The sequence below is a fragment of the Vibrio antiquarius genome, from assembly GCF_000024825.1.
Taxonomy (GTDB): Bacteria; Pseudomonadota; Gammaproteobacteria; order Enterobacterales; family Vibrionaceae; genus Vibrio; species Vibrio diabolicus.
Map to the genome: position 1 here is coordinate 1941528 of NC_013456.1, position 20973 is coordinate 1962500.

General features: G+C 45.0%; 17 protein-coding genes. 12 read left to right on the plus strand and 5 right to left on the minus strand.

Annotated elements, in window-relative coordinates:
* Positions 1-173 precede the first annotated feature (173 nt).
* The 10 genes from VEA_RS09255 to VEA_RS09300 all read left to right on the plus strand — a co-directional run bounded on the left by VEA_RS09255 (position 174) and on the right by VEA_RS09300 (position 13649).
* Entirely contained in the window at positions 174-572 is a 399-nt protein-coding gene (locus VEA_RS09255; protein ID WP_041852953.1) for a GFA family protein, read from the plus strand.
* Between the two features lie 265 nt (positions 573-837).
* Positions 838-1551 carry a GntR family transcriptional regulator gene (locus tag VEA_RS09260; RefSeq protein WP_005395069.1) on the plus strand — a complete coding sequence of 238 codons (714 nt, stop codon included), beginning with the start codon at positions 838-840 and terminating at the stop codon, positions 1549-1551.
* Between the two features lie 12 nt (positions 1552-1563).
* Positions 1564-2460 (plus strand): methylisocitrate lyase, encoded by an 897-nt coding sequence (gene prpB, locus VEA_RS09265; protein ID WP_005395068.1) that lies wholly within the window; start codon positions 1564-1566, stop codon positions 2458-2460.
* A 130-nt stretch (positions 2461-2590) separates the two neighbouring features.
* Entirely contained in the window at positions 2591-3733 is a 1143-nt protein-coding gene (gene prpC, locus VEA_RS09270) for a bifunctional 2-methylcitrate synthase/citrate synthase (protein WP_012841784.1), read from the plus strand.
* Between the two features lie 156 nt (positions 3734-3889).
* Positions 3890-6481, plus strand: coding sequence for a Fe/S-dependent 2-methylisocitrate dehydratase AcnD (gene acnD, locus VEA_RS09275; protein WP_006741547.1), 2592 nt, complete (start codon positions 3890-3892; stop codon positions 6479-6481).
* A gap of 9 nt (positions 6482-6490) precedes the next feature.
* The gene (prpF, locus tag VEA_RS09280) at positions 6491-7687 is read left to right on the plus strand and encodes a 2-methylaconitate cis-trans isomerase PrpF (protein WP_006741548.1); all 1197 of its coding nucleotides are present in this window, start codon (positions 6491-6493) and stop codon (positions 7685-7687) included.
* A 57-nt stretch (positions 7688-7744) separates the two neighbouring features.
* The gene (locus tag VEA_RS09285; RefSeq protein ID WP_012841785.1) at positions 7745-9622 is read left to right on the plus strand and encodes a propionyl-CoA synthetase; all 1878 of its coding nucleotides are present in this window, start codon (positions 7745-7747) and stop codon (positions 9620-9622) included.
* Between the two features lie 190 nt (positions 9623-9812).
* Complete coding sequence (locus VEA_RS09290) at positions 9813-10289, plus strand: GNAT family N-acetyltransferase (protein ID WP_012841786.1); 477 nt, start codon at positions 9813-9815, stop codon at positions 10287-10289.
* A 194-nt stretch (positions 10290-10483) separates the two neighbouring features.
* Positions 10484-11815 carry a trypsin-like serine protease gene (locus tag VEA_RS09295; protein WP_012841787.1) on the plus strand — a complete coding sequence of 444 codons (1332 nt, stop codon included), beginning with the start codon at positions 10484-10486 and terminating at the stop codon, positions 11813-11815.
* A gap of 388 nt (positions 11816-12203) precedes the next feature.
* The gene (locus VEA_RS09300; RefSeq protein WP_006741551.1) at positions 12204-13649 is read left to right on the plus strand and encodes a bifunctional NUDIX hydrolase/phosphatase PAP2 family protein; all 1446 of its coding nucleotides are present in this window, start codon (positions 12204-12206) and stop codon (positions 13647-13649) included.
* A gap of 162 nt (positions 13650-13811) precedes the next feature.
* Here the strand turns inward: VEA_RS09300 and VEA_RS09305 are convergent, their stop codons facing one another.
* On the minus strand, positions 13812-14621 hold the full coding sequence (locus VEA_RS09305; RefSeq protein ID WP_041852954.1) for a Cof-type HAD-IIB family hydrolase: 810 nt from the start codon (positions 14619-14621) through the stop codon (positions 13812-13814).
* Positions 14622-14837: 216 nt separating this feature from the next.
* Here VEA_RS09305 and queE point away from each other — a divergent pair, with 216 nt between their 5' ends.
* Together queE and queC are read left to right on the plus strand one after the other, a co-directional pair.
* Positions 14838-15488: a 7-carboxy-7-deazaguanine synthase QueE gene (gene queE / locus VEA_RS09310; protein WP_041852955.1), complete on the plus strand. Its 651-nt coding sequence runs from the start codon at positions 14838-14840 to the stop codon at positions 15486-15488.
* A gap of 14 nt (positions 15489-15502) precedes the next feature.
* Positions 15503-16198, plus strand: coding sequence for a 7-cyano-7-deazaguanine synthase QueC (gene queC / locus VEA_RS09315; protein ID WP_006741554.1), 696 nt, complete (start codon positions 15503-15505; stop codon positions 16196-16198).
* Positions 16199-16210: 12 nt separating this feature from the next.
* On the opposite strand, the gene VEA_RS09320 is transcribed toward queC, so the two are convergent.
* From VEA_RS09320 to VEA_RS09335, 4 genes are all read right to left on the minus strand, one after another.
* Complete coding sequence (locus tag VEA_RS09320) at positions 16211-18184, minus strand: tetratricopeptide repeat-containing diguanylate cyclase (RefSeq protein WP_006741555.1); 1974 nt, start codon at positions 18182-18184, stop codon at positions 16211-16213.
* Positions 18185-18370: 186 nt separating this feature from the next.
* Positions 18371-18724, minus strand: coding sequence for a DUF2750 domain-containing protein (locus tag VEA_RS09325; protein WP_005395049.1), 354 nt, complete (start codon positions 18722-18724; stop codon positions 18371-18373).
* Between the two features lie 167 nt (positions 18725-18891).
* Positions 18892-19506 carry an OmpA family protein gene (locus VEA_RS09330; protein WP_012841789.1) on the minus strand — a complete coding sequence of 205 codons (615 nt, stop codon included), beginning with the start codon at positions 19504-19506 and terminating at the stop codon, positions 18892-18894.
* A 2-nt stretch (positions 19507-19508) separates the two neighbouring features.
* Complete coding sequence (locus VEA_RS09335) at positions 19509-20819, minus strand: TolC family outer membrane protein (RefSeq protein ID WP_005395046.1); 1311 nt, start codon at positions 20817-20819, stop codon at positions 19509-19511.
* Between the last annotated feature and the right edge of the window lie 154 nt (positions 20820-20973).

Sequence of the window (20973 nt, forward strand, 5' to 3'; positions counted from 1 at the left end):
CAAAGGTTAATCAAGTGTTAAATTGATGTCTTTAAAACGTCGATAAAGAGAATATTGAGCATAACGGGTATTGTGTTCATAAAGTTCACGCTGAAAAATTGGTTGCACATCACGCGTGCGTGCTAACAATTGCGTCATAATGGAATGACATCAAACGAATAAGGAAACAGAGAATGAAAGGGACATGTTTGTGCGGCGCTATTGAAGTGATCGCAGATGCTAAGAATGAAGTGAGTCTATGCCACTGCTCGATGTGTCGAAAATGGTCGAGTGGAGCACTCCATGCTGTGCATTGTGGCCCTAACGTAACGTTTAAGGGGGCCGAGCCAAAGCGTTATCAATCGTCTGACTGGGCGGTGAGAGGTTTTTGTGGCGAATGCGGTACAAACCTTTTCTATCATTTGTTACCGACAGGCGAGTACATTCTCTCCGCTGGTTTGTTCGACAATCCAGATTTCAAACTCACATTAGAGATCTTTACCGATGAAAAGCCCGCGTATTATGACCTCAATCCCACCTCACAAAAGATGACATCGCAGCAAGTTTTTGAGCAATTTTCATCTAAAGAATAACTTTTTGTATCCTTAATTGTTCGACAGCTTAATTGTTTTTCTTTTATATCATAATGTTAAGAGGTGTTTAGTTGTCGACAATTTTCTTTTTCCTTCGCAATTACCCCTCAATTTAGCTCGTAATAGATGATTTTCATCGATTTAAATTACGACCTTAGTCTAAATTGTCGACAATTTACTTGATTGTCGACACTTTGATCGACTACTTTATATTCAGGTTAAGAAATTGTAGACATTTTGATGTCGGTAACGTGAGTATCTGAGTATGAACTCTGAGTTGAAAACTCGTTATAAAGTACTGGGTTCTGAGAAAGAACACACCAAGTCAGAAACACTGACAGAAACACTGATTGAAGTCATTGTGAATGGCGATGTTAAGCCTGGCCATAAAATCTCGGAGCCTGAACTGGCGAAGAAATATCAAGTCAGCCGTGGCCCTTTGCGTGAAGCATTAATGCGTTTAGAGGGGCTAGGGCTCATTGAACGTATTCCTCATGTCGGGGCTAGAGTGACCACTTTTTCTCCAGAAAAGCTGATAGAACTCTATGCGGTTCGCGAAGCGCTAGAAGGTATGGCGGCAAGGTTAGCAGCGCGACATATTACGCAAGAAGAGCTCTTGAGCTTGGAAATGCTATTGTCGACACATTCTAAGCACATCGATCAAGTGGAGGGAGCCTCTTACTTCCATCAGCATGGAGATTTTGATTTTCACTATCGCATCATCCAAGCAAGCCGAAACAGCAAGCTGATTTCTCTGCTGTGCGACGAGCTTTACCACTTGTTACGCATGTATCGCTATCAGTCACCGCGCGCGCAATCTCGTCCAAATGAAGCGCTGACTGAACACAAATTCATTCTGGAAGCCATTCGCAATCGCGATGAAGAGCTTGCAGAAATGCTGATGAGAAGACACATCTCAGGAAGTCGAAAGCTCATCCAATCGCAAATTATACATACAGAAAGTTTAGACAAAGACTAGAAGGAATTCGTCATGAGCTTAACACCGGGAGCGAAGTTCAGACTCGCTATTGAACAAAACAATCCGCTGCAAATTGTTGGCACCATTAACCCTTACTGCGCCATGATGGCGAAAAATTTGGGGCATCAAGCGATTTATTTGTCTGGCGGCGGTATTGCAAACGCGTCATACGGATTGCCGGATCTCGGTATTACAACATTGAACGACGTACTGGTCGATGTTGACCGCATCACTAACGCGTGTGATTTACCGCTATTGGTCGACATCGACACCGGTTTTGGAGGCGCATTTAATATTGCCCGCACGATCAAAGCAATGGAAAAGGCGGGTGCTGCTGCGGTTCATATGGAAGACCAAGTCGCACAGAAACGTTGTGGGCATCGTCCGAACAAAGCAATTGTGAGCCAGCAAGAGATGGTTGATCGCGTAAAAGCCGCGGTTGACGCACGCAATGATGAAAGCTTTGTGATTATGGCTCGTACAGACGCGCTAGCTGTTGAAGGTATGGACAGTGCAATTGAGCGTGCGATTGCCTGTGTGGAAGCAGGCGCAGACATGATCTTCCCAGAAGCGATGACCAAGCTGGATCAGTACCTTCAGTTCTCAAACGCACTTGAGCAAGCAACTGGAAAGCACGTTCCTATTCTGGCCAACATTACCGAGTTCGGCGCAACGCCACTTTACGGCTGCGATGAGCTTGCAAAAGCGAAAGTCGATATGGTGCTTTACCCATTAAGTGCGTTCCGTGCCATGAACAAAGCCGCTGAAACGGTTTATAAGCATTTGCTAGAAGTGGGCAATCAGGAAGCTTTGGTTGATTCAATGCAAACACGCAAAGAGTTGTATCAGCACCTGAACTACCACGATTACGAAGACAAACTTGACCAGCTATTCTCTGAAGGAAAATAGCTGGAAAAGAAAAGATAGACGGAAGCCCAAGAAAAGATAATCGGAATTTATCTAATTCAATAACGTGAAATTCGTCTGGCTAAAAAACGCTCCAAAGAGGGCAAAGCCAGACAGAAAAGGAGTTCAAACAATGTCTCAAACTGCAGAAAAGAAAGCAGAGTTAGGTGGTGCAGGCCTACGCGGTCAAAGCGCTGGAAGCACAGCTTTATGTACTGTCGGAAAAACGGGGACCGGTCTGACTTATCGCGGTTACGATATTACTGACCTTGCCAATAATGCTCAATTTGAAGAAGTTGCACATCTTCTGTTACGCGGTCACTTACCAACTCAGAAAGAACTGGATGCGTACAAGACACATCTCTTAAACCTTCGCGGCTTACCAACTGAGCTTAAGCAAGCGTTAGAGCTTATTCCTGCTACTGCTCATCCAATGGATGTGATGCGCACTGGTTGTTCTGTGTTAGGAAACCTAGAGCAAGAAATGAGCTTCGATGAGCAATTGCATTCGACGGAACGTATGCTGGCGCTTTTCCCAGCTATCATCTGCTACTGGTATCGTTTTAGTCACGATGGCGTTCGTATCGATACAGAAGATCAAACCGAAGACTGCATCGGCGGTTACTTCTTGCGATTGCTTACAGATAAAGAGCCATCAGCGCTACACAAGCAAGTGATGCACTGTTCCTTAATCCTTTACGCTGAGCATGAATTCAACGCATCAACTTTTGCAGCGCGTGTTTGTGCATCAACGTTGTCAGACATTCATTCTTGTATCACGGCAGCAATCGGTACGCTTCGCGGGCCACTTCATGGCGGCGCAAACGAAGCAGCGATGGAAATGATTGAAGATTGGCAAACGCCAGACGAGGCGGAAGCGAACATCATGAAAATGCTGGCCAACAAAGACAAGATCATGGGCTTTGGTCATGCCATCTATCGCGAAAGTGATCCTCGCAACGCGTTGATTAAGCGCTGGTCGAAAGAGTTGTCACAGCAAGTCGGTGATACACATCTATATGCTGTTTCTGAGCGTGTGGAATCAGTGATGAAGCGAGAGAAAGGTCTGTTCTGTAATGCGGACTTCTTCCATGCATCGGCTTACCACTTCATGGACATTCCAACCAAGCTGTTCACACCAATTTTTGTGATGAGTCGTTTAACGGGTTGGGCTGCACACGTTTATGAGCAACGTGCTAATAACCGCATCATTCGCCCAAGTGCTGATTACACGGGCCCAGATCATCAAGAATGGGTACCTATCGAGAATCGCTAGCGCGAAGGTCAATCAGGGCACATATGCTTTGATTGACCACCTCCTTCCTTTGTACCTCTCTCTGACAGAGGAAGGAGCCCCTCTCATCACGATGTTTCTGGAGCAATGGAAAAACGTTGATGAAGGCAAGATGTACAGACTGAATGGAAGCAAACCATGAACACAAATATTAATACCCAATATCGTAAGCCGCTTCCGGGAACTCAACTGGATTACTTTGATGCACGCGAAGCCGTCAATGCCATTTCTCCTGGAGCCTATGAAAAACTCCCTTATACCTCCCGCGTGCTAGCTGAGCAACTGGTCCGTCGCTGTGAACCGAACACATTGACGGATAGCCTGAAACAGTTAATTGAACGTAAGCGTGATCTTGATTTTCCTTGGTATCCAGCACGCGTTGTTTGTCATGACATTCTTGGTCAGACCGCTCTAGTCGATTTAGCGGGTCTGCGCGATGCCATTTCGGATCAGGGCGGCGACCCTGCAAAAGTGAACCCTGTGGTTGAGACTCAGCTGATCGTCGACCACTCTTTAGCGGTTGAGCATGCGGGCTTTGACCCTGACGCCTTCGACAAAAACCGCGCGATTGAAGAGCGCCGTAATGAAGACCGATTCCACTTTATCGAGTGGTGTAAAACAGCGTTTGAGAACGTAAGCGTGATTCCTGCGGGTAACGGCATCATGCACCAAATCAACTTGGAGAAAATGTCTCCTGTGGTGCAAGCGAAGCAGGGTATTGCCTACCCAGATACCTGTGTGGGTACGGACAGTCACACGCCGCACGTTGATGCATTGGGCGTTATCGCGATCGGTGTTGGTGGTCTGGAAGCTGAAACCGTAATGCTTGGCCGACCATCAATGATGCGTCTACCTGATATTGTTGGTGTAAAACTAACGGGTAAACGTCAACCAGGCATTACCGCAACGGATATTGTCCTCGCGATTACCGAGTTCTTACGTAATGAGCGTGTTGTTTCTTCATATCTTGAATTCTTTGGTGAAGGTGCACGCGATCTAACGATCGGAGACCGCGCAACCATTTCCAACATGACACCAGAATACGGCGCGACAGCTGGCATGTTTTATATTGATGAGCAGACCATCAATTACTTAAAACTAACTGGTCGAGATGAAGAGCAAGTTGCTCTAGTAGAAAAATACGCAAAACAAACTGGTCTTTGGGCAGACGATCTTGATACAGCGGTTTACGAGCGTGTACTGGAATTCGATTTATCATCAGTAAGTCGTAATATGGCCGGCCCGTCAAACCCTCACCGCCGTTTACCAACATCTGAGTTGGCGCAGCGTGGCATTTCTGGTGCGTGGGAAGAGAAAGAAGGCGAACTGCCAGATGGCGCAGTGATCATCGCTGCTATCACATCGTGTACTAATACCAGTAACCCAAGAAACGTCGTCGCTGCTGGCCTTGTCGCGAAGAAAGCCAATGAGCTCGGCCTTGTACGTAAACCTTGGGTGAAATCGTCTTTTGCTCCGGGTTCTAAGGTAGCGCGTCTTTACCTGGAAGAAGCGGGCTTATTACCAGAGTTAGAAAAGCTTGGCTTTGGTATCGTCGGTTACGCATGTACCACTTGTAACGGCATGAGTGGCGCGTTGGATCCAAAAATCCAGCAAGAGATCATTGATCGCGATTTATATGCGACAGCCGTTCTGTCTGGTAACCGCAACTTCGATGGCCGAATCCATCCTTACGCAAAACAAGCTTTCCTTGCATCACCACCATTGGTTGTTGCTTATGCGCTAGCGGGTACGATTCGTTTTGATATCGAGCGTGATGCACTTGGCACTGACCAAAACGGTAAACCAATTTACTTAAATGATTTGTGGCCAAGTGACGAAGAGATCGATGCTGTGGTCGGCAAACACGTTAAGCCAGAGCAGTTTAACCAAGTTTACATCCAGATGTTTAAGCTCGATGACGCAGAGAAAAGCTCTAGTCCGCTTTACGACTGGCGTCCGATGAGTACCTACATTCGCCGTCCACCTTACTGGGAAGGTGCGCTTGCGGGTGAAAGAACACTGTCTGGCATGCGTCCATTAGCGGTTCTTGGTGACAACATTACCACCGACCACTTATCGCCATCGAATGCGATCATGGCGAGCAGCGCGGCGGGTGAATACCTTGCCAAAATGGGCGTACCGGAAGAGGACTTTAACTCTTATGCGACTCACCGTGGCGATCACTTAACGGCGCAACGTGCGACCTTTGCTAACCCGAAACTATTTAACGAAATGGTGAAAGAGAACGGTGAAGTCGTTCAGGGTTCTCTGGCGCGAATCGAGCCAGAAGGTCAGGTTGTACGCATGTGGGAAGCGATTGAAACCTACATGAACCGCAAACAGCCACTGATTGTTGTCGCGGGTGCAGATTATGGTCAGGGCTCGTCTCGCGACTGGGCAGCAAAAGGCGTTCGATTAGCTGGTGTAGAAGCCATCGTTGCAGAAGGTTTTGAGCGAATTCACCGTACTAACTTGGTTGGCATGGGCGTGCTACCACTGCAATTTAAGCCGGGTGTTAACCGCAATACATTAGAACTGGATGGTACGGAACTTTACGACGTAGTTGGCGAGATTAAACCGGGTGCGGATCTGGCCTTGGTTATTACACGTAGCAACGGTGAGAAAGTCGACGTTCCGGTTACTTGTCGCTTAGATACCGCTGACGAAGTGCACGTGTATAACGCAGGTGGTGTTTTACAACGCTTTGCTCAAGATTTCTTGGCGCAATAAGGAGTGGCTATGGAAAACAATACTCCGAATCAAATGAGCCAAATCAAAGTGCCGGCGACGTACATGCGTGGCGGTACAAGTAAAGGTGTCTTTTTCAACCTAGAGGATTTGCCTCAAGAAGCGCAAGTGGCTGGAGCCGCGCGTGACAAGCTGTTGTTACGTGTTATCGGCAGCCCGGATCCTTACGCGAAGCAAATTGATGGCATGGGTGGTGCGACCTCCAGCACCAGTAAAACAGTGATTGTTTCTCGCAGTAGCCGAGCAGATCACGATGTTGACTACTTGTTTGGACAAGTGTCGATCGACAAACCATTCGTCGATTGGAGTGGTAACTGCGGCAACTTGTCTGCGGCAGTTGGTCCCTTCGCCATTCATGCTGGGCTGATTCCACAAGATCGCATTCCAGAAAATGGCATTGTGACGGTGCGTGTTTGGCAGGTGAACATCAGCAAAACCATCTTGATTCACGTTCCAATTGTTAATGGTTTCGTCCAAGAAACCGGCGAGTTTGAGCTCGATGGCGTGACGTTTCCGGCCGCCGAGATTCAAGTCGATTTCGTTGACCCTTCTGATGGCGAAGGCAGCATGTTCCCAACAGGCAACTTAGTCGATGATTTAGTGGTACCGGACGTAGGTACGTTTAACGCCACATTTATAAATGCGGGCATTCCAACCATTTTTATTGATGCTGAATCGATTGGTTATCAGGGCACTGAGCTACAAGACGATATCAACAACGATGATGCCGCATTGGCGATGTTCGAATCTATCCGTGCGCATGGCGCATTAAAAATGGGCCTGATTTCTGATTTAGAAGAAGCTCAAACACGCCAACATACGCCGAAAATAGCATTTGTTGCTAAACCGAAAAGTTACCTGTCTTCAAGTGGCAAAGCGGTCAATGATACAGACATAGACGTGTTGGTTCGTGCGTTGTCGATGGGCAAACTTCACCATGCAATGATGGGAACCGCAGCTGTGGCGATTGCTTCAGCTGCGTGTGTGCCGGGGACGCTGGTGAACTTGGCTGCTGGTGGCGGTGAAAAAGAGTCAGTGACTTTTGGCCACCCCTCAGGAACGTTAAAAGTTGGAGCACAAGCGAAGCAAACTGAAAAGGGCTGGGTGGTACAAAAAGCCATCATGAGCCGAAGTGCGAGAATACTAATGGAGGGATTTGTGCGTGTACCCTCTGATGTCTTTGAGTGAAAAGAACGGTCTTTGAATAGAACGAGAGCAATGTCAGGACATACTGGAGGAAGCAATATGTCTTCATACGAAAAAGAATATTTATGGGCGAAAAACGAACCGGAGAGTTTTTGGCGCGCTCAAGCGGAGAATATCGATTGGTTCGAATCTCCTAAAACTATCTTGAAATCTGATGGAAACGGCATAGAACGTTGGTTTCCAGATGGTGTAATGAATACGTGCTGGTTAGCATTGGATTACCATTGCGAGCAAGGACGCGGTGATAACACGGCACTCATTTATGACTCGCCAGTAACCGGCAATAAAACCACGTATACCTATAGTAACCTGCGTGACCAAGTGGCAAAAATTGCCGGCATGCTGTCTGCCCAAGGAGTTGAAAAAGGCGACCGAGTCGTTATTTACATGCCGATGATTCCAGAAGCCGCAATGGCGATGCTAGCCTGTGCGCGTTTAGGGGCGATTCACTCCGTTGTATTCGGTGGTTTTGCACCTAATGAACTTGCTGTACGAATTGAAGATGCAGAGCCGAAAGTCATCATGACGGCGTCGTGTGGGATTGAGATCAACAAAGTTATTCCATATAAGCCAATGGTAGACAAGGCCATTATGGACAGCCGATGGAAGCCTGAAAAAGTATTTATATTCCAGCGTCCTGAGTGCGAAGCCGATCTAAACCAAGAAAGAGATCTGGATTGGCAGCAAGAGTACAACCAAGCGTTGCCACACGGTTGTGTTCCGGTGTTAGCAACCGATCCACTCTACATTCTTTATACTTCGGGTACGACAGGTAAGCCAAAAGGCGTCGTGCGTGATAACGGCGGCCATGCCGTCGCGATGAAGTACTCTATGAGCGCAATCTACAACATTCCTCAAGATGGCGTATTTTGGGCGGCATCTGATGTTGGCTGGGTAGTAGGGCACTCTTACATTGTTTACGCGCCACTGATTCACGGTTGCACAACAATCCTATTCGAAGGCAAGCCCGTCCGAACACCGGATCCTGGCGCATTCTGGCGAGTGTGTGACGAATACAAAGTAGATGCGTTGTTCTCTGCCCCGACAGCGTTCCGTGCGATCAAGAAAGAAGACCCAGAAGGTGAGTTTTTAAAACAGTATGATCTCTCTAAATTGAAAACCATCTTTATGGCAGGAGAACGCCTTGACCCTCCAACACTGGAATGGGTTCAGAGCAAAGCAGACAAACCCGTTATTGACCACTGGTGGCAAACGGAAACGGGTTGGGCTATCGCGGGCAACCCAACAGGTGTTGAAATGATGCCAGTTAAAGCGGGTTCTTCGACGAAGCCAATTCCGGGTTATCAGGTCGAGATTCTGAATGAACTTGGAGAGTCGGTCGGGCCTAACCAACAAGGTTTTGTCGCATTAAAACGCCCGTTGCCACCGAGTTGTCTGCCAACGGTTTGGCGTAACCATGACCGTTTTGAAACCGGTTATCTCAGCCAATTCCCTGGCTACTATGTGTCAGGTGATGGGGGCTATCTGGATGAAGACGGTTACCTGTTCATTATGGGACGTATTGATGACGTGATTAATGTCGCGGGGCATCGTTTATCGACAGGCGAAATGGAAGAAATTGTCGGTGGTCATCCGGCGATTGCGGAATGTGCAGTCGTGGGTATCCACGATGAGTTAAAAGGGCAGTTACCACTTGGTTTTGTTGTGCTTAAAGATGGTGTCAAAGTGGACGAGCTTGATCTTGAAGGTGAGCTTGTTGGCAAGGTACGTAGTGAGATCGGTGCGGTTGCCTGCTTTAAGCATGCATTGGTTGTGGATCGCTTACCGAAAACACGTTCGGGTAAAATTCTGCGCCGAACCATACGTCAAATAGCCGATGGTGAAAAATACACCGTTCCGTCAACGATTGATGACCCAAGTAGCTTGAACGAAATTGAACGAGTGTTAAGACGCTAATTAAAACTCAATTCTAGCTAACCCCTGATCCTCGAACTCTGTAGGTTGGTTCTGCCTCTGTACGCTTATTAAGTGCAGGGGCTTTTTTGTTTGTAGATAGCGTAAACGTCTCGTGCAGGCAATTTTGTGACTTGCCAATACGGCATTTTCCTCACAAACTACAGCCATTCAATTTTTAGTGACCCTTTGTATGACCACGTTTGTAATTAAATCTGCGTGTTTTAGCGACCTTGAGTCGCTCAACGACCTTATGTTTGAGCTGCATGATGAGCATCATCTTCAATCTCCTGAGCTGTTCAAAACTGCAGAGGAGATAGAGCAAGAAAAGAGTATTGCTCGATACATTGATGATCCTGAATGTCTTGTTTATGTAGCAAAACAAGGAGATGAAATTATTGGTTTTATCTCTGGTCATTTCTGTGAACTTGTTTCTACCGTCAGTCAGCCGGTTATGATGGGAAGTGTGGATGAGCTCTATGTGTTACCTGAGTTTCGGAAACAAGGCACGGCTCAGGCATTGATTAACAAAATTGAGTCAACGTTCTCTGATTACGGTGCAAAACAGATGTTTGTTGAAGTATGGCACTTTAACCAGGGTGCAGTCTCTTTGTATGAAAAACAAGGGTTTGCACACCATATTCACTATCTAAGAAAGCCGTTGAGCTAATGACCATGCTTAATTTTAATATTGTGATACACATTCTAGCGAATTGAAATCATTCAGTTCGTCAATAGACTTTTCTCTATAAGTTGCTCGCAATGTTAGTAAATTAATATGCGCCCACATTGGTATTGGCGTTTTTGTCTGCTTGTTTATTAGTAGCACGAGGATCGTGCTTACAAAAACAAGAGGACAATATTTTGAAACTAACAAAATCGTTACTTGCGTTGGCTGTTTTGCCAATGTTCGCAAGTGCTGATGATTTGTCACAGACACAAAATCACACTATACAACCCCAGATCGTAGGCGGCATCACTGCTGATCCTAGTGAGTGGAGATTCTACACCCAAATTGTTAGCCGTTATGGTAACCGATCATATTGTGGTGCCAGTTATATTGGGAATGGCTACGTCCTTACTGCGGCCCACTGTGTCGAGGGTGATTCACCGAATCAGATTGCGGTTAAAATCGGTGGCGTCGTTTACAATGGCACTGACGGTGTTCGATCTAACGTGAGTGAAATCCACATGCACCCGGCATATCGCCGAGCAACGCTTTCTCACGATCTCGCAGTCTTAAAGTTAGACTCTGTACCTCAAGGTGTTGCTGCGGTTGAAATTGCCGATGGCAGTCTAACGCAATACGCCAGCATCGGAGATTGGCTTACAGTCGCAGGTTTAGGGAGAACCTCTGAAGGAGGAAGCTCTCCATCTCGGTTGCAAGAGGTTGACGTTCCACTCGTGTCAGACACGACTTGTCGTCAAGCCGGTGGCAATTACACAACCGTTGGAGAAGTGTCATTCTGTGCGGGAATTCCTCAAGGTGGGATAGATTCCTGTCAGGGAGATAGCGGTGGCCCAATCGTTATTAATCGTGGTGGCGTAATTACTCAACTTGGCGTGGTCAGTTGGGGGATAGGTTGTGCTCGTCCGGGTATGTATGGTGTTTATAGCGATATCGCCGCCATGCGTAATTTTGTTAATGGTGTCATTGGCACGACTACACCTCCGAAAGAGAATGTTTCTGTTGGGTATACCACCGAACAGACATTGGCATCATTTAATGTTGGCGAGTTGCAGCAACATAGTTTTGTTATCAAAAATTCAGGTAACACGACGTTCACTGTAGAAAACGTTCGCGCGTTTGCTTCTGGCGTTGCTGATGCTGCCGTTATTGCAAATGATCAGTGTTCTCAGGCGACGTTAGCAATGAATGCAAGCTGTCGTGTCGATGTCGAATTTGGAGCAGCTCAGGCGGGAGAAGCAAGAGTTGCTTTGAACTTCAACGTTGATAAGACCAGTATACAATATCAGGCGCTAGTGTCGGCTCAAGCGAAAACAGTGACAACGCCTCCAACAGATAACTGCGCAGCAGAATGGCAAGCGAGTACGGTGTATCTCAAAGGGGATAACGTTACTTGGAATGGCAAAGTGTGGCAGGCGCAGTGGTGGACTCAAGGCGATAACCCAGCAGACTCTGGACCTTGGGGTGTTTGGCAAGAAGTTCGCGACGCACATTGCAAGTCTAACTAGCCATCAAGCATTCAAAAGCTGATTCGTTGGTGACTTGAGGTAGAATTCATTCTTGGTTTCAACGAGCAGCGCATAGTTATCATAAGCAGGGTTTATTGTTTTCGAATAATAAGCCCTTTTTTATTGTTCCAACTTTGAGAACTCATAAAATGTGTATGACTTTATCCTGACGCTATCTTCATATAACTGGCAGAATTGCGATCAACATTTCATGTTTTGTCTGATTTTTGTCAGGTTTGCATTAAATTACTCTCCAATGAGCTTCAAGATCATGCTTTATTCGATCAACGTTGTTTGGCATAACTCGTTACTTAATTTTTATCGAAAAAGATAAGATTAACTGCCATTATTCATTGGTTATCATAATGTTTACTTAAGGTCATATTTTGTGTTGAGACAGCTGTTATTACTCATCCTTTGTTTTATTTTGTTACCTGTTTCACCAATCTCTACGGCTAAAGCTGCCGCGAGCGAAGTAAAAGGGGCGCTCTGCGTTGTTCGTGCTGACGACAAGTTAGTGCTAGTTCATGAAATATTGACGGATAAGATTTCTCTACCTGGTGGGACAATTATTGATGGAGAATCCCCCAAAGTTGCTGCGCAAAGAGAAACGTGGGAAGAAACGGGTTTAGTGGTCACGGTTGGGGAGGAACTTGGCAGAACTGACACCGCGGTTTATTACGATTGCATATCAGATTCTGAGATTATTGCTTTTTCGATGAACAATTCCTTAGGTGGGAATGAGTTACCTATTTGGTTTGCTCCTCACTATGGAGTAGAAATCGCATCAGCTATGTTACTTGGACCATCCGAGCTGCCATCATTTTTGTACCGCTATCCCGCTCAATGGCCACAAGCCATTCAGTTTTTTGAACAAGCTACTCAGCAGTCCGCATCTTATGTGACTCAGCTGATCGAATCCGCGCCTTCATTTCGTCAGATTGAATTGAGGTGGATGAAAGACTTACAAAGCTGGGTAGGGGCTTTATCAGAAACGAGTTTCGAGGTAGCGAATCAGATCTCAAATCTTGTTATAGAACTGACAGAACCTACGATACTGCTTTTTCTATTTCCGTTAGTAATGATGCGTTTTGGCAGTCGATTTGTATTCCGACTCTTTTTCGCTATTAGCGCGACGTCCCTGATGGTACTTGTAGCTCAACAGGGCTTTGCGCTTCCTCGCCCGCATGTCTATATACCAATGATGGAGTTAACACACAGCTTTGGATTTAGTTTTCCAAGTTTGCCTATTGCCGTTTGGTTTTGTGTTTTAACCTTTTTATTTCAGAGAACGCATTATTTCGGTTTGAATGGTACGACCGCTGTCATGATGCTCATCACGCTTACTATTATGTTATGTAAGTTCTTCCTTGGTAGCGCCTTTTTCTTAGATATGTTGTTTGGTGCGCTGTTAGGAAGCTTGGTGGCCTGGCATGTTCTGCGATTGGAAACAAATCAAGACGTGAATGTTGATCAAGTGCTGAGCTCAAAAGGCGTCTGGTTCATTATGACTGCGGTAACGGCGGTCATCTCTGTTATCTGGCCATTACCTGTGTTTGGCCGCTGGTTAGCTATTTTAATTACGGCATCAGCGTTGGTTATGACGTTTAGAGAGTCAAAAGTGCATTTGGATTCTCGTCAGATGATTTTTGTAACGCTTGCGTTGGTATTCGTTGAGCAACTTTATTTATACTCAAGCTCTGTTGTCTCGTTTAGTGGTTTGTGGTCATTGGTATTGTCGACGTTGCATTATCCATTGTTGATGTTGCTGTTTATCTTGCTTGCAAGAAAGCTAATTCATGAAAAACAACAGAGAGAAACAGTGCTAGATTGATGGTTGTATGTTTTCTTTCTCAAGCATACGAGTAAAAAGAAAGCCTTGCTTTACAGCAAGGCTTTTTTGTACGTTGAGTAGCTCAACAATGTGGCTTTGCGCATATCTGACGCCATGGCTGAGTTAAAGGTAATAACGTTGATGCCATAGCGGCGGAGAGAATTAAGCGTTAAGGACGAATTTTTCAATCGCTTTAGCTACACCGTGTTCATCATTACTTGCCGTAATGTAATCAGCGATTTGTTTGGTCTCTTCCATCGCATTTTCCATCGCGATACCAAGGCCAGCGTACTTCAGCATGTGGTGGTCATTTTCAGCATCACCCATACAGATCACTTCTTCCGGTTGAATACCTAGATACTCAGCAATTGCAGCAACACCAATACCTTTGTTGCTCGCTGGGTTAAGAAATTCCAGGAAGAACGGAGCGCTTTGAACCACCGTAAACTCTTCACGCATTTCAGACGGAAGCGCAGCGATGACCTCAGTTAACTTACTTGGCTCGGCAACCATCATTGCTTTGATGATTGGATGATCATCTTCTAGCGATTCAAAATTAATCTCTGTCACATTTAAGCCATTAATGTTGGCTTCAATGTCAGTGTATGGGTTTTTCTCATTGGTGATCAAGCCATGTACTTGGCTGAATGCGTGCACATAAGCGCCTAATTCTTTCGCTTTACGAGCGACTAATTTTGCTGCCTTACCATCAATGATTTGCTGGTGGATGATTTCATTTGTTCCTACGTTCTTAACCATAGAGCCATTGTAGAAAAGGACAAAATCTTTATCGGAATGGATATTCAGTTCGTCGAGCTTGCCTTGCATTCCTTCTAATGGGCGACCAGAAGCGAGAACGACAGTTACGCCTGCTTCTCGAGCCTTTGCGATCGCTTGTTTGTTTTCTTCAGAGATTGCTTTATCACTATTGAGCAGTGTGCCATCCATATCTAATGCGATCAGTTTATACATCATTTCTTACCTTAAAGTTTTTGGGAACTGTAAGTGAATAAGGTTTGGTATAACGCTAACCAGAAACCTACGCTCACCGAGACTATGAAACTACAAAATGGTCTATTTTAACAATTAATTTTTGGTTTAAATTGACCTAGACACGTGTGTCCATTAAGGTCTTCGCCTCGAAGTATTATGAGTTGAGTGAGTTCTACGTTGTATAAGCTAAATGAGATGTTTGAAACCATCCAAGGGGAAGGGGTTTTCACTGGAGTACCTGCTGTTTTTGTTCGCCTCCAAGAGTGTCCGGTTGGTTGCTCATGGTGCGATACCAAACAAACTTGGTATGCAGATGAGAATGACCAACGTCAAATTGGTGATATTTTGGTGAAGACGGAAGATTCTCCGACATGGTGCGTCGCATCTGCCGAGAACATCGTAGAGCAATATCAACTGCAAGGCTTTAATGCTAAACATATCGTGATTACTGGTGGGGAGCCTTGTATTTATGACCTCCGCCCTTTAACAAAGGCGTTTGAGGATATGGGTTGCCAATGCCAAATCGAAACGAGTGGCACATCAGAAGTCATCACGTCAGAAAATACATGGGTGACCGTGTCACCAAAAGTGGCGATGAAGGGTAAACTGCCAGTTCTCAATAGCGCGTTAGAGCGTGCGAATGAGATTAAGCACCCAGTTGGTACGCAAAAAGACATCGACCACCTTGATGAGCTATTGGCAAATGCGAATGTCGCGGTTGAGACTGTCATTGCATTGCAGCCTATTAGCCAAAAGCCTCGTGCAACGCAATTGTGTATTGAAACGTGCATTGCTCGCAATTGGCGTTTGTCTGTTCAAACTCATAAATACCTAAGTATTGCTTAAGAGCGGAGAGAGAAATGAAAAAAGCCGTTGTTGTTTTTAGTGGTGGTCAGGATTCCACGACTTGTCTGGTTCAAGCACTTAAAGAGTTTGATGAAGTTCATGCCATTACTTTTGATTATGGTCAGCGCCACAAGTTAGAGATAGAAGTGGCACAAAATATCGCAAAGGATCTTGGTGTCAAAGCGCATAAAGTGATGGATGTTGGCCTTTTAAACGAACTTGCGATTAGCTCTCTCACGCGCGATGACATCCCTGTCTCACACGAATTGCAAGAAAACGGCCTACCAAACTCTTTTGTTCCTGGCCGTAACATTCTATTTTTAACGCTCGCAGGAATCTACGCCTACCAAATTGGGGCTGAAACCGTAATTACTGGCGTGTGTGAAACTGACTTTAGTGGTTATCCAGATTGTCGTGACGATTTTGTGAAAGCAATGAACACGGCTTTGGTGAAAGGGATGGACCGTAACCTGACGATCAAAACACCGTTAATGTGGCTAAATAAAGCAGAAACGTGGGCGTTAGCTGATCAATATGACGCGTTGCAACTGGTTCGTGAAAATACGTTGACCTGCTACAACGGGGTCATTGGTGATGGTTGCGGTGATTGCCCATCGTGCGATTTGCGCAAGGCTGGCTTAGATGATTACCTAAACAATAAAGAGACCGTAATGCAGTCTCTTGTGAACAAGCAGGCTGCTGACGTTTAGTCGTGCCTTGCTTTACTGGCTAACATAGTCAGAACCTAGGCTAATTGGCTCATCGTATGCGTCTATAATGATGTTTTTTCCCTGCTTTTTAGCCTGGTATAAAGCTTGGTCTAGTATCGAATAAAGTTCATCAAAGTTGGTAAGCGGCATTGATGTTGATAGATAGGCCAAGCTAGCGGTTACACTCAGATCACTATTATTTACCGTGCGTACGCGCTTCTCTGAAATCGTTTTGTGTAGGCTTTGTACGCGGAAAGGAACGTCAATTTCATCGACGTTTTTCAGTAGTAAGATAAACTCTTCTCCACCCAAACGGCCTATATACTCTCCCTTATTGAGCTTAGCTTTAAGCACTTGGCAAACTTGCTGTAACACCAAGTCGCCAGTCGGATGACCGTATTGATCATTTATCGTCTTAAAGTCATCAAGGTCGATTAATGCTAAAACATAGCGGAAGTCTTCGTCCGCTTTGGAGGTTTGACCTTTGATGGTCTCTATAATTGCCGCTCTATTCAACGCACATGTTAGACTATCTATTTTGGCTTTTTGTCGTGTTTGTCGCTGAAGTATCAATGCCAGAATGAGCAAGACCAACAAACAGGAAACCACAAAATTATAAGTGCGCTTTTGATCGGTAAGCTTCTCAAATTGATTCTGATTTAAGCTTTTTTCATTATTCAACCGAGCGACTTGAAGATCATATTCGTACTCTTTCTTTGTGAGGTCTAATGCCTCTAATGCTTTAATATTGCTAGCGTCTCGGTTGGCCAATTCAATGTTTGAATAGGCTTCGTGGTGCTCTAATGCCAGTTTATAATCACCTTGGGCTTGGTACGCTTTGGAAAGGAGTAATTGAGCTTGTGCCTGTAATAATGGCCTAGAGTTATTGATCGCTAGTGTTAACGCGACTTTGCCATGTGCAATCGATTTTTCAGTAGCATGGTTTTTCAAATACGCGAACCCAGCAGCTAAATGTCCTTCCGTTTCGAGGTGCGTATTTTCATACGTTTCAGCAATGTCTAAAGCTTTTCCAATGTAATCTACTGCGGTATCCAGTTGCCCACTTTCGGCTAAAACCGCAGACAGCCCTAAGTAGCTTAACCCTTGACCATATGGGTATTGGAGCTGGTTGAGTATTGTTAATGCATTTTGATAATGATTGATGGCTTTATCGAATTCTTTGGATTTCTTATACATTGCCCCAAGGCTATGTTCGACTTGGGCGACTTTGAGTGGTGTCCCTTCATCTTGACGAGCGAGTAGGGCTTGGATGAGATATTGTTCTGATTGTTCAAACTGCCCAAGCTCTGCAAGCAAATTTCCGACGTCATTGTAAATGCCAGAAGGATCGCTTTGAGCAGACATGTTGGCCAGCAGCTTTCGATAAAGGCTCAGCGCTTTTTCATAGTCACCACGATAGTTATAGTTATTCGCTACCACACGTAACGCGAGATCAATAGGGAAGTTTTCTTGGTGTTGTTGACTTAGATGGCTTTCTAACGACGAGCAATAAAAGTTTGCTTTGTGATAACGACCTTGTTGATTCAACGTATAACAGAGCTGATAGTTCATCAAAGCTTTGCCTTCAGAATCTGAGGTCTGCTTCATTTTTTGTCGCAATGAAGAAAAGCTATTTACTGAGGCGTCATAACTACCATGCTTACGTTCATTTAAGGCAAGAATGTACTCTGACTCTAACTGAGCAAAGTTATTGTTGAGAACTTGGCTGCTTCCATAGTACGGCTGCTTTATGTTCGACATGTATTCATAAATCAGCCCGCTGACGTAGAGTTTTTCGCTGTGCGATTTCGCTGTGTGGTATCGATCTTGAAGCATGCTTAATGCTGAGTCAGGATTACTTCTCAATGTGGTTTGATAAACGGCGTGCCACTGCGTGATATTTTGTTCTGGCTCAATATCTTGAGTGTCACTAGCATATACCGGGGCGAGTAAGAGTGACGCAAGCAAAGGATAGAGCGTGCGCATATTTAAACGTGCCTTATGTTCTTTTGTTGCTTTGGAATTGGAGAATCATAACGCTATTAATTGATCAGCGTTGTGATTGAGTTGGGTGTACGAAGAAAAAGAATAGGAAAACTATGCACTTGGTCGACATATCAAAAAAGAGCATAAAAAGAAAGACCCCAACATAAAGTTGAGGTCTAGAAGTCGTTATGCAATGTAAAGCTTAGCTAGATCTTGAGGCTCCATTTCTTTGCCTTCTAGCTGATCGTTCCAGTTAGTACCAACAAGAACACCATCTTCTGCAAGAGTTAAAAGCCAATCTTCAACAAAGATATCTAGTGGGATTTCTAGTACAGTGAAGTCAGCCCATTCTTCAACATTGTGCGCTTCTGCATCTTCTTTAGAAGACCAGAAAGGCATGACTTCACTGTTTTCGAATTCAGTTGAATCGCAAGATAGCCAACCTTCTTCATTGCGTAAACCCCAAACCAGTTGGTTTTCTTTTGTTTCTGCAACAAAAAGGTCAAGGTTTGCTTGGATATCTGATGTAAGTTTGCTCATTTCAAAACTCTCGTTGTTATGACGCCGCTAGGGTAACACTAAAGTGCCGATTCCTAAAGCATAATACGGTTATTGCAATGAGTAAAAATAAAGGAGCCGAAGCTCCTTTTCTTATGTCATTCTAGGTTTATTAATGCTTGTTTGAACAAACATTAATACAGATATTTTTACCTTTCAGGGAGGGTAGTGAATATTGTCCACTCTTTTTTAATCTCGCCTTTATAACCAACGACAGAAGCAGTTACTCGGCGGTTTAAAGCGTGGCTGACTTCATCGGTACCTTGTTGCGCTAGGTGAGTATCTCCAAAGCCAACAATACGAACTCTGCTCGGTTCGATGTTGTAGCTCAATAGCGCCTCACGGACATTGCGTGCTCGTCTCTCTGATAGATCTTGGTTGTGTTGAGAGCCACCAACTTTACTCGCGTAGCCGTGCAGTTCGATCGACGTAGTAGGGTATTCTTTTAAAAAATCGGACAGTTCACGTACTTGTCTTCTGAACACGGGATTGATTTCATCAGAATCATTGGCAAAAAGTATTCTTACTTGCATGTTATCTGATGCTTTAATGTATTCGCCGCAACCGTCATTATCGACTTCTGAGCCTTCCGGTGTGCCAGGGCACATATCTCGAGCGTTGATGACGCCATCGTTATCTTCATCTTGAAGGTCAGCAATTTGCTCTGCACTTGGTACAGGTCGATAGTCATACTCGTCTTCAGCAGCAACCTGTTGAGTAACGGCGAGAAGACTTAATACAAATAGAATTTTCATTGGTTTCATGATCAGTACTCCACCTTTTCATTCCATTCCGTAGGCACATCGACTCGCAAGGCATTTAACAATTGGCCGGTCGCATTCATTACACGGTATTTCGCGTATTGCTCTGAATATCGAGCATCCAAGTAGTTTTTTCTCGCTTCAAATAACTCGTTTTCAGTATTTAACAAATCCAAAAGGGTTCGTTTACCGATGCGATACTGTTTCTCGTAGGCGATAACAGTTTCAGATGCCGAATCTACGTGATCCGCCAGAAACTCTTTTTGCTGAAGCGTTAAATCTAACGCGCTCCATGATAGACGAAGCCCTTCTTCAACGCTGCGGTATGCGCGTTCTCGTAAATCTTTGGCTTTGTTTAGTTGATAGGCAAAGTTTTCAGCATTGGCGACATCACTACCACCATTAAAGAGGTTATAACGCATACGCAGCATCGCTGTCGTTTCATCACTGCTTCCTTCGATACCGCTTGCATCATCACGCCACGTTTGAGCCGCTTCTACAGATATCGTTGGATAGTAAGTTCCCTTAGATTGCTTATATTGGAACTTAGCTGAGTCTACATCTGCCATCGAAATTTTGATTACTGGATGCGATTCAAATGCCAAGTCAATTGCTTCATCTATGGTGTAGGGAATAAAGTTCTGGTCCGCTCGCGGAAAAATCAATCCTTGTGGGGACTGTCCGACAAGGCGTGTAAACGTGGTGTGGCTGTCATATAAGTTGTTCTGAGCCGCCACCAAGTTACCGTGAGCTTTTGCTAAACGAGCTTCTACTTGAGTTAGGTCAGCGGTAGACCCAAGTCCTGAGTTAACTCGCTTTTTAATGTCTTCGTAGATCTTCTTATGAACCTTCAAGTTGTTTTCTGAAAGTGTAAGAATTTCATAAGCTTTTACTGAATCTAAGTAAACCTTTGCCACTTCGAGTGCCGTGTCTTGAGCATCAGCGAGCAGTTGATAACGAACTGATTCTGCGTCAGCTGCTGTTCGATCCATATCGTTAAGTGTCGCAGAACCGTCCCATATCAACTGGGTTAGTGTCACGGTCGCTTCTTTTCTTGTCAGATCCGTTGAATCTCGCCCTGCTTCTGCTGGGTTAATGCCTTCATAACCGATACCGGCGTCTAAATCTACGGATGGGAGGTAAGCACCGCCAGATGCTTCATTCACATACTGCTTGCTAACGAATTCATTGAACGCACTTTTGATGTCAGGATTGGTTTTTAATGTGTTTTCAACCGCTTGCTCTAGTGTTTGCCCAAAAGCATGACTAGCTGCGAACACACCAATGCAAAAGGCGTTGGCACGAGTCCACTTCACTGTGATTCTCCTAGATAATAATAAAATTTCTCGAGGTGAGAGGGCTTATAAGTGGGATACCTATAAGGGCGTCAATAATTTAGCGCACAATAACATTAATACACGATGAAGTAACCTGTTGATTCATTGTTCATTTGTTTCATTCTTGATAAAT

Coding starts and splice junctions, on each gene's coding strand:
- VEA_RS09255 (WP_041852953.1), top strand. CDS start 174: ATGAAAGGGACATGTTTGTGCGGCGCTATTGAAGTGATCGCAGATGCT.
- VEA_RS09260 (WP_005395069.1), top strand. CDS start 838: ATGAACTCTGAGTTGAAAACTCGTTATAAAGTACTGGGTTCTGAGAAA.
- prpB (WP_005395068.1), top strand. CDS start 1,564: ATGAGCTTAACACCGGGAGCGAAGTTCAGACTCGCTATTGAACAAAAC.
- prpC (WP_012841784.1), top strand. CDS start 2,591: ATGTCTCAAACTGCAGAAAAGAAAGCAGAGTTAGGTGGTGCAGGCCTA.
- acnD (WP_006741547.1), top strand. CDS start 3,890: ATGAACACAAATATTAATACCCAATATCGTAAGCCGCTTCCGGGAACT.
- prpF (WP_006741548.1), top strand. CDS start 6,491: ATGGAAAACAATACTCCGAATCAAATGAGCCAAATCAAAGTGCCGGCG.
- VEA_RS09285 (WP_012841785.1), top strand. CDS start 7,745: ATGTCTTCATACGAAAAAGAATATTTATGGGCGAAAAACGAACCGGAG.
- VEA_RS09290 (WP_012841786.1), top strand. CDS start 9,813: ATGACCACGTTTGTAATTAAATCTGCGTGTTTTAGCGACCTTGAGTCG.
- VEA_RS09305 (WP_041852954.1), bottom strand. CDS start 14,621: ATGTATAAACTGATCGCATTAGATATGGATGGCACACTGCTCAATAGT.
- queE (WP_041852955.1), top strand. CDS start 14,838: ATGTTTGAAACCATCCAAGGGGAAGGGGTTTTCACTGGAGTACCTGCT.
- queC (WP_006741554.1), top strand. CDS start 15,503: ATGAAAAAAGCCGTTGTTGTTTTTAGTGGTGGTCAGGATTCCACGACT.
- VEA_RS09320 (WP_006741555.1), bottom strand. CDS start 18,184: ATGCGCACGCTCTATCCTTTGCTTGCGTCACTCTTACTCGCCCCGGTA.
- VEA_RS09325 (WP_005395049.1), bottom strand. CDS start 18,724: ATGAGCAAACTTACATCAGATATCCAAGCAAACCTTGACCTTTTTGTT.
- VEA_RS09330 (WP_012841789.1), bottom strand. CDS start 19,506: ATGAAACCAATGAAAATTCTATTTGTATTAAGTCTTCTCGCCGTTACT.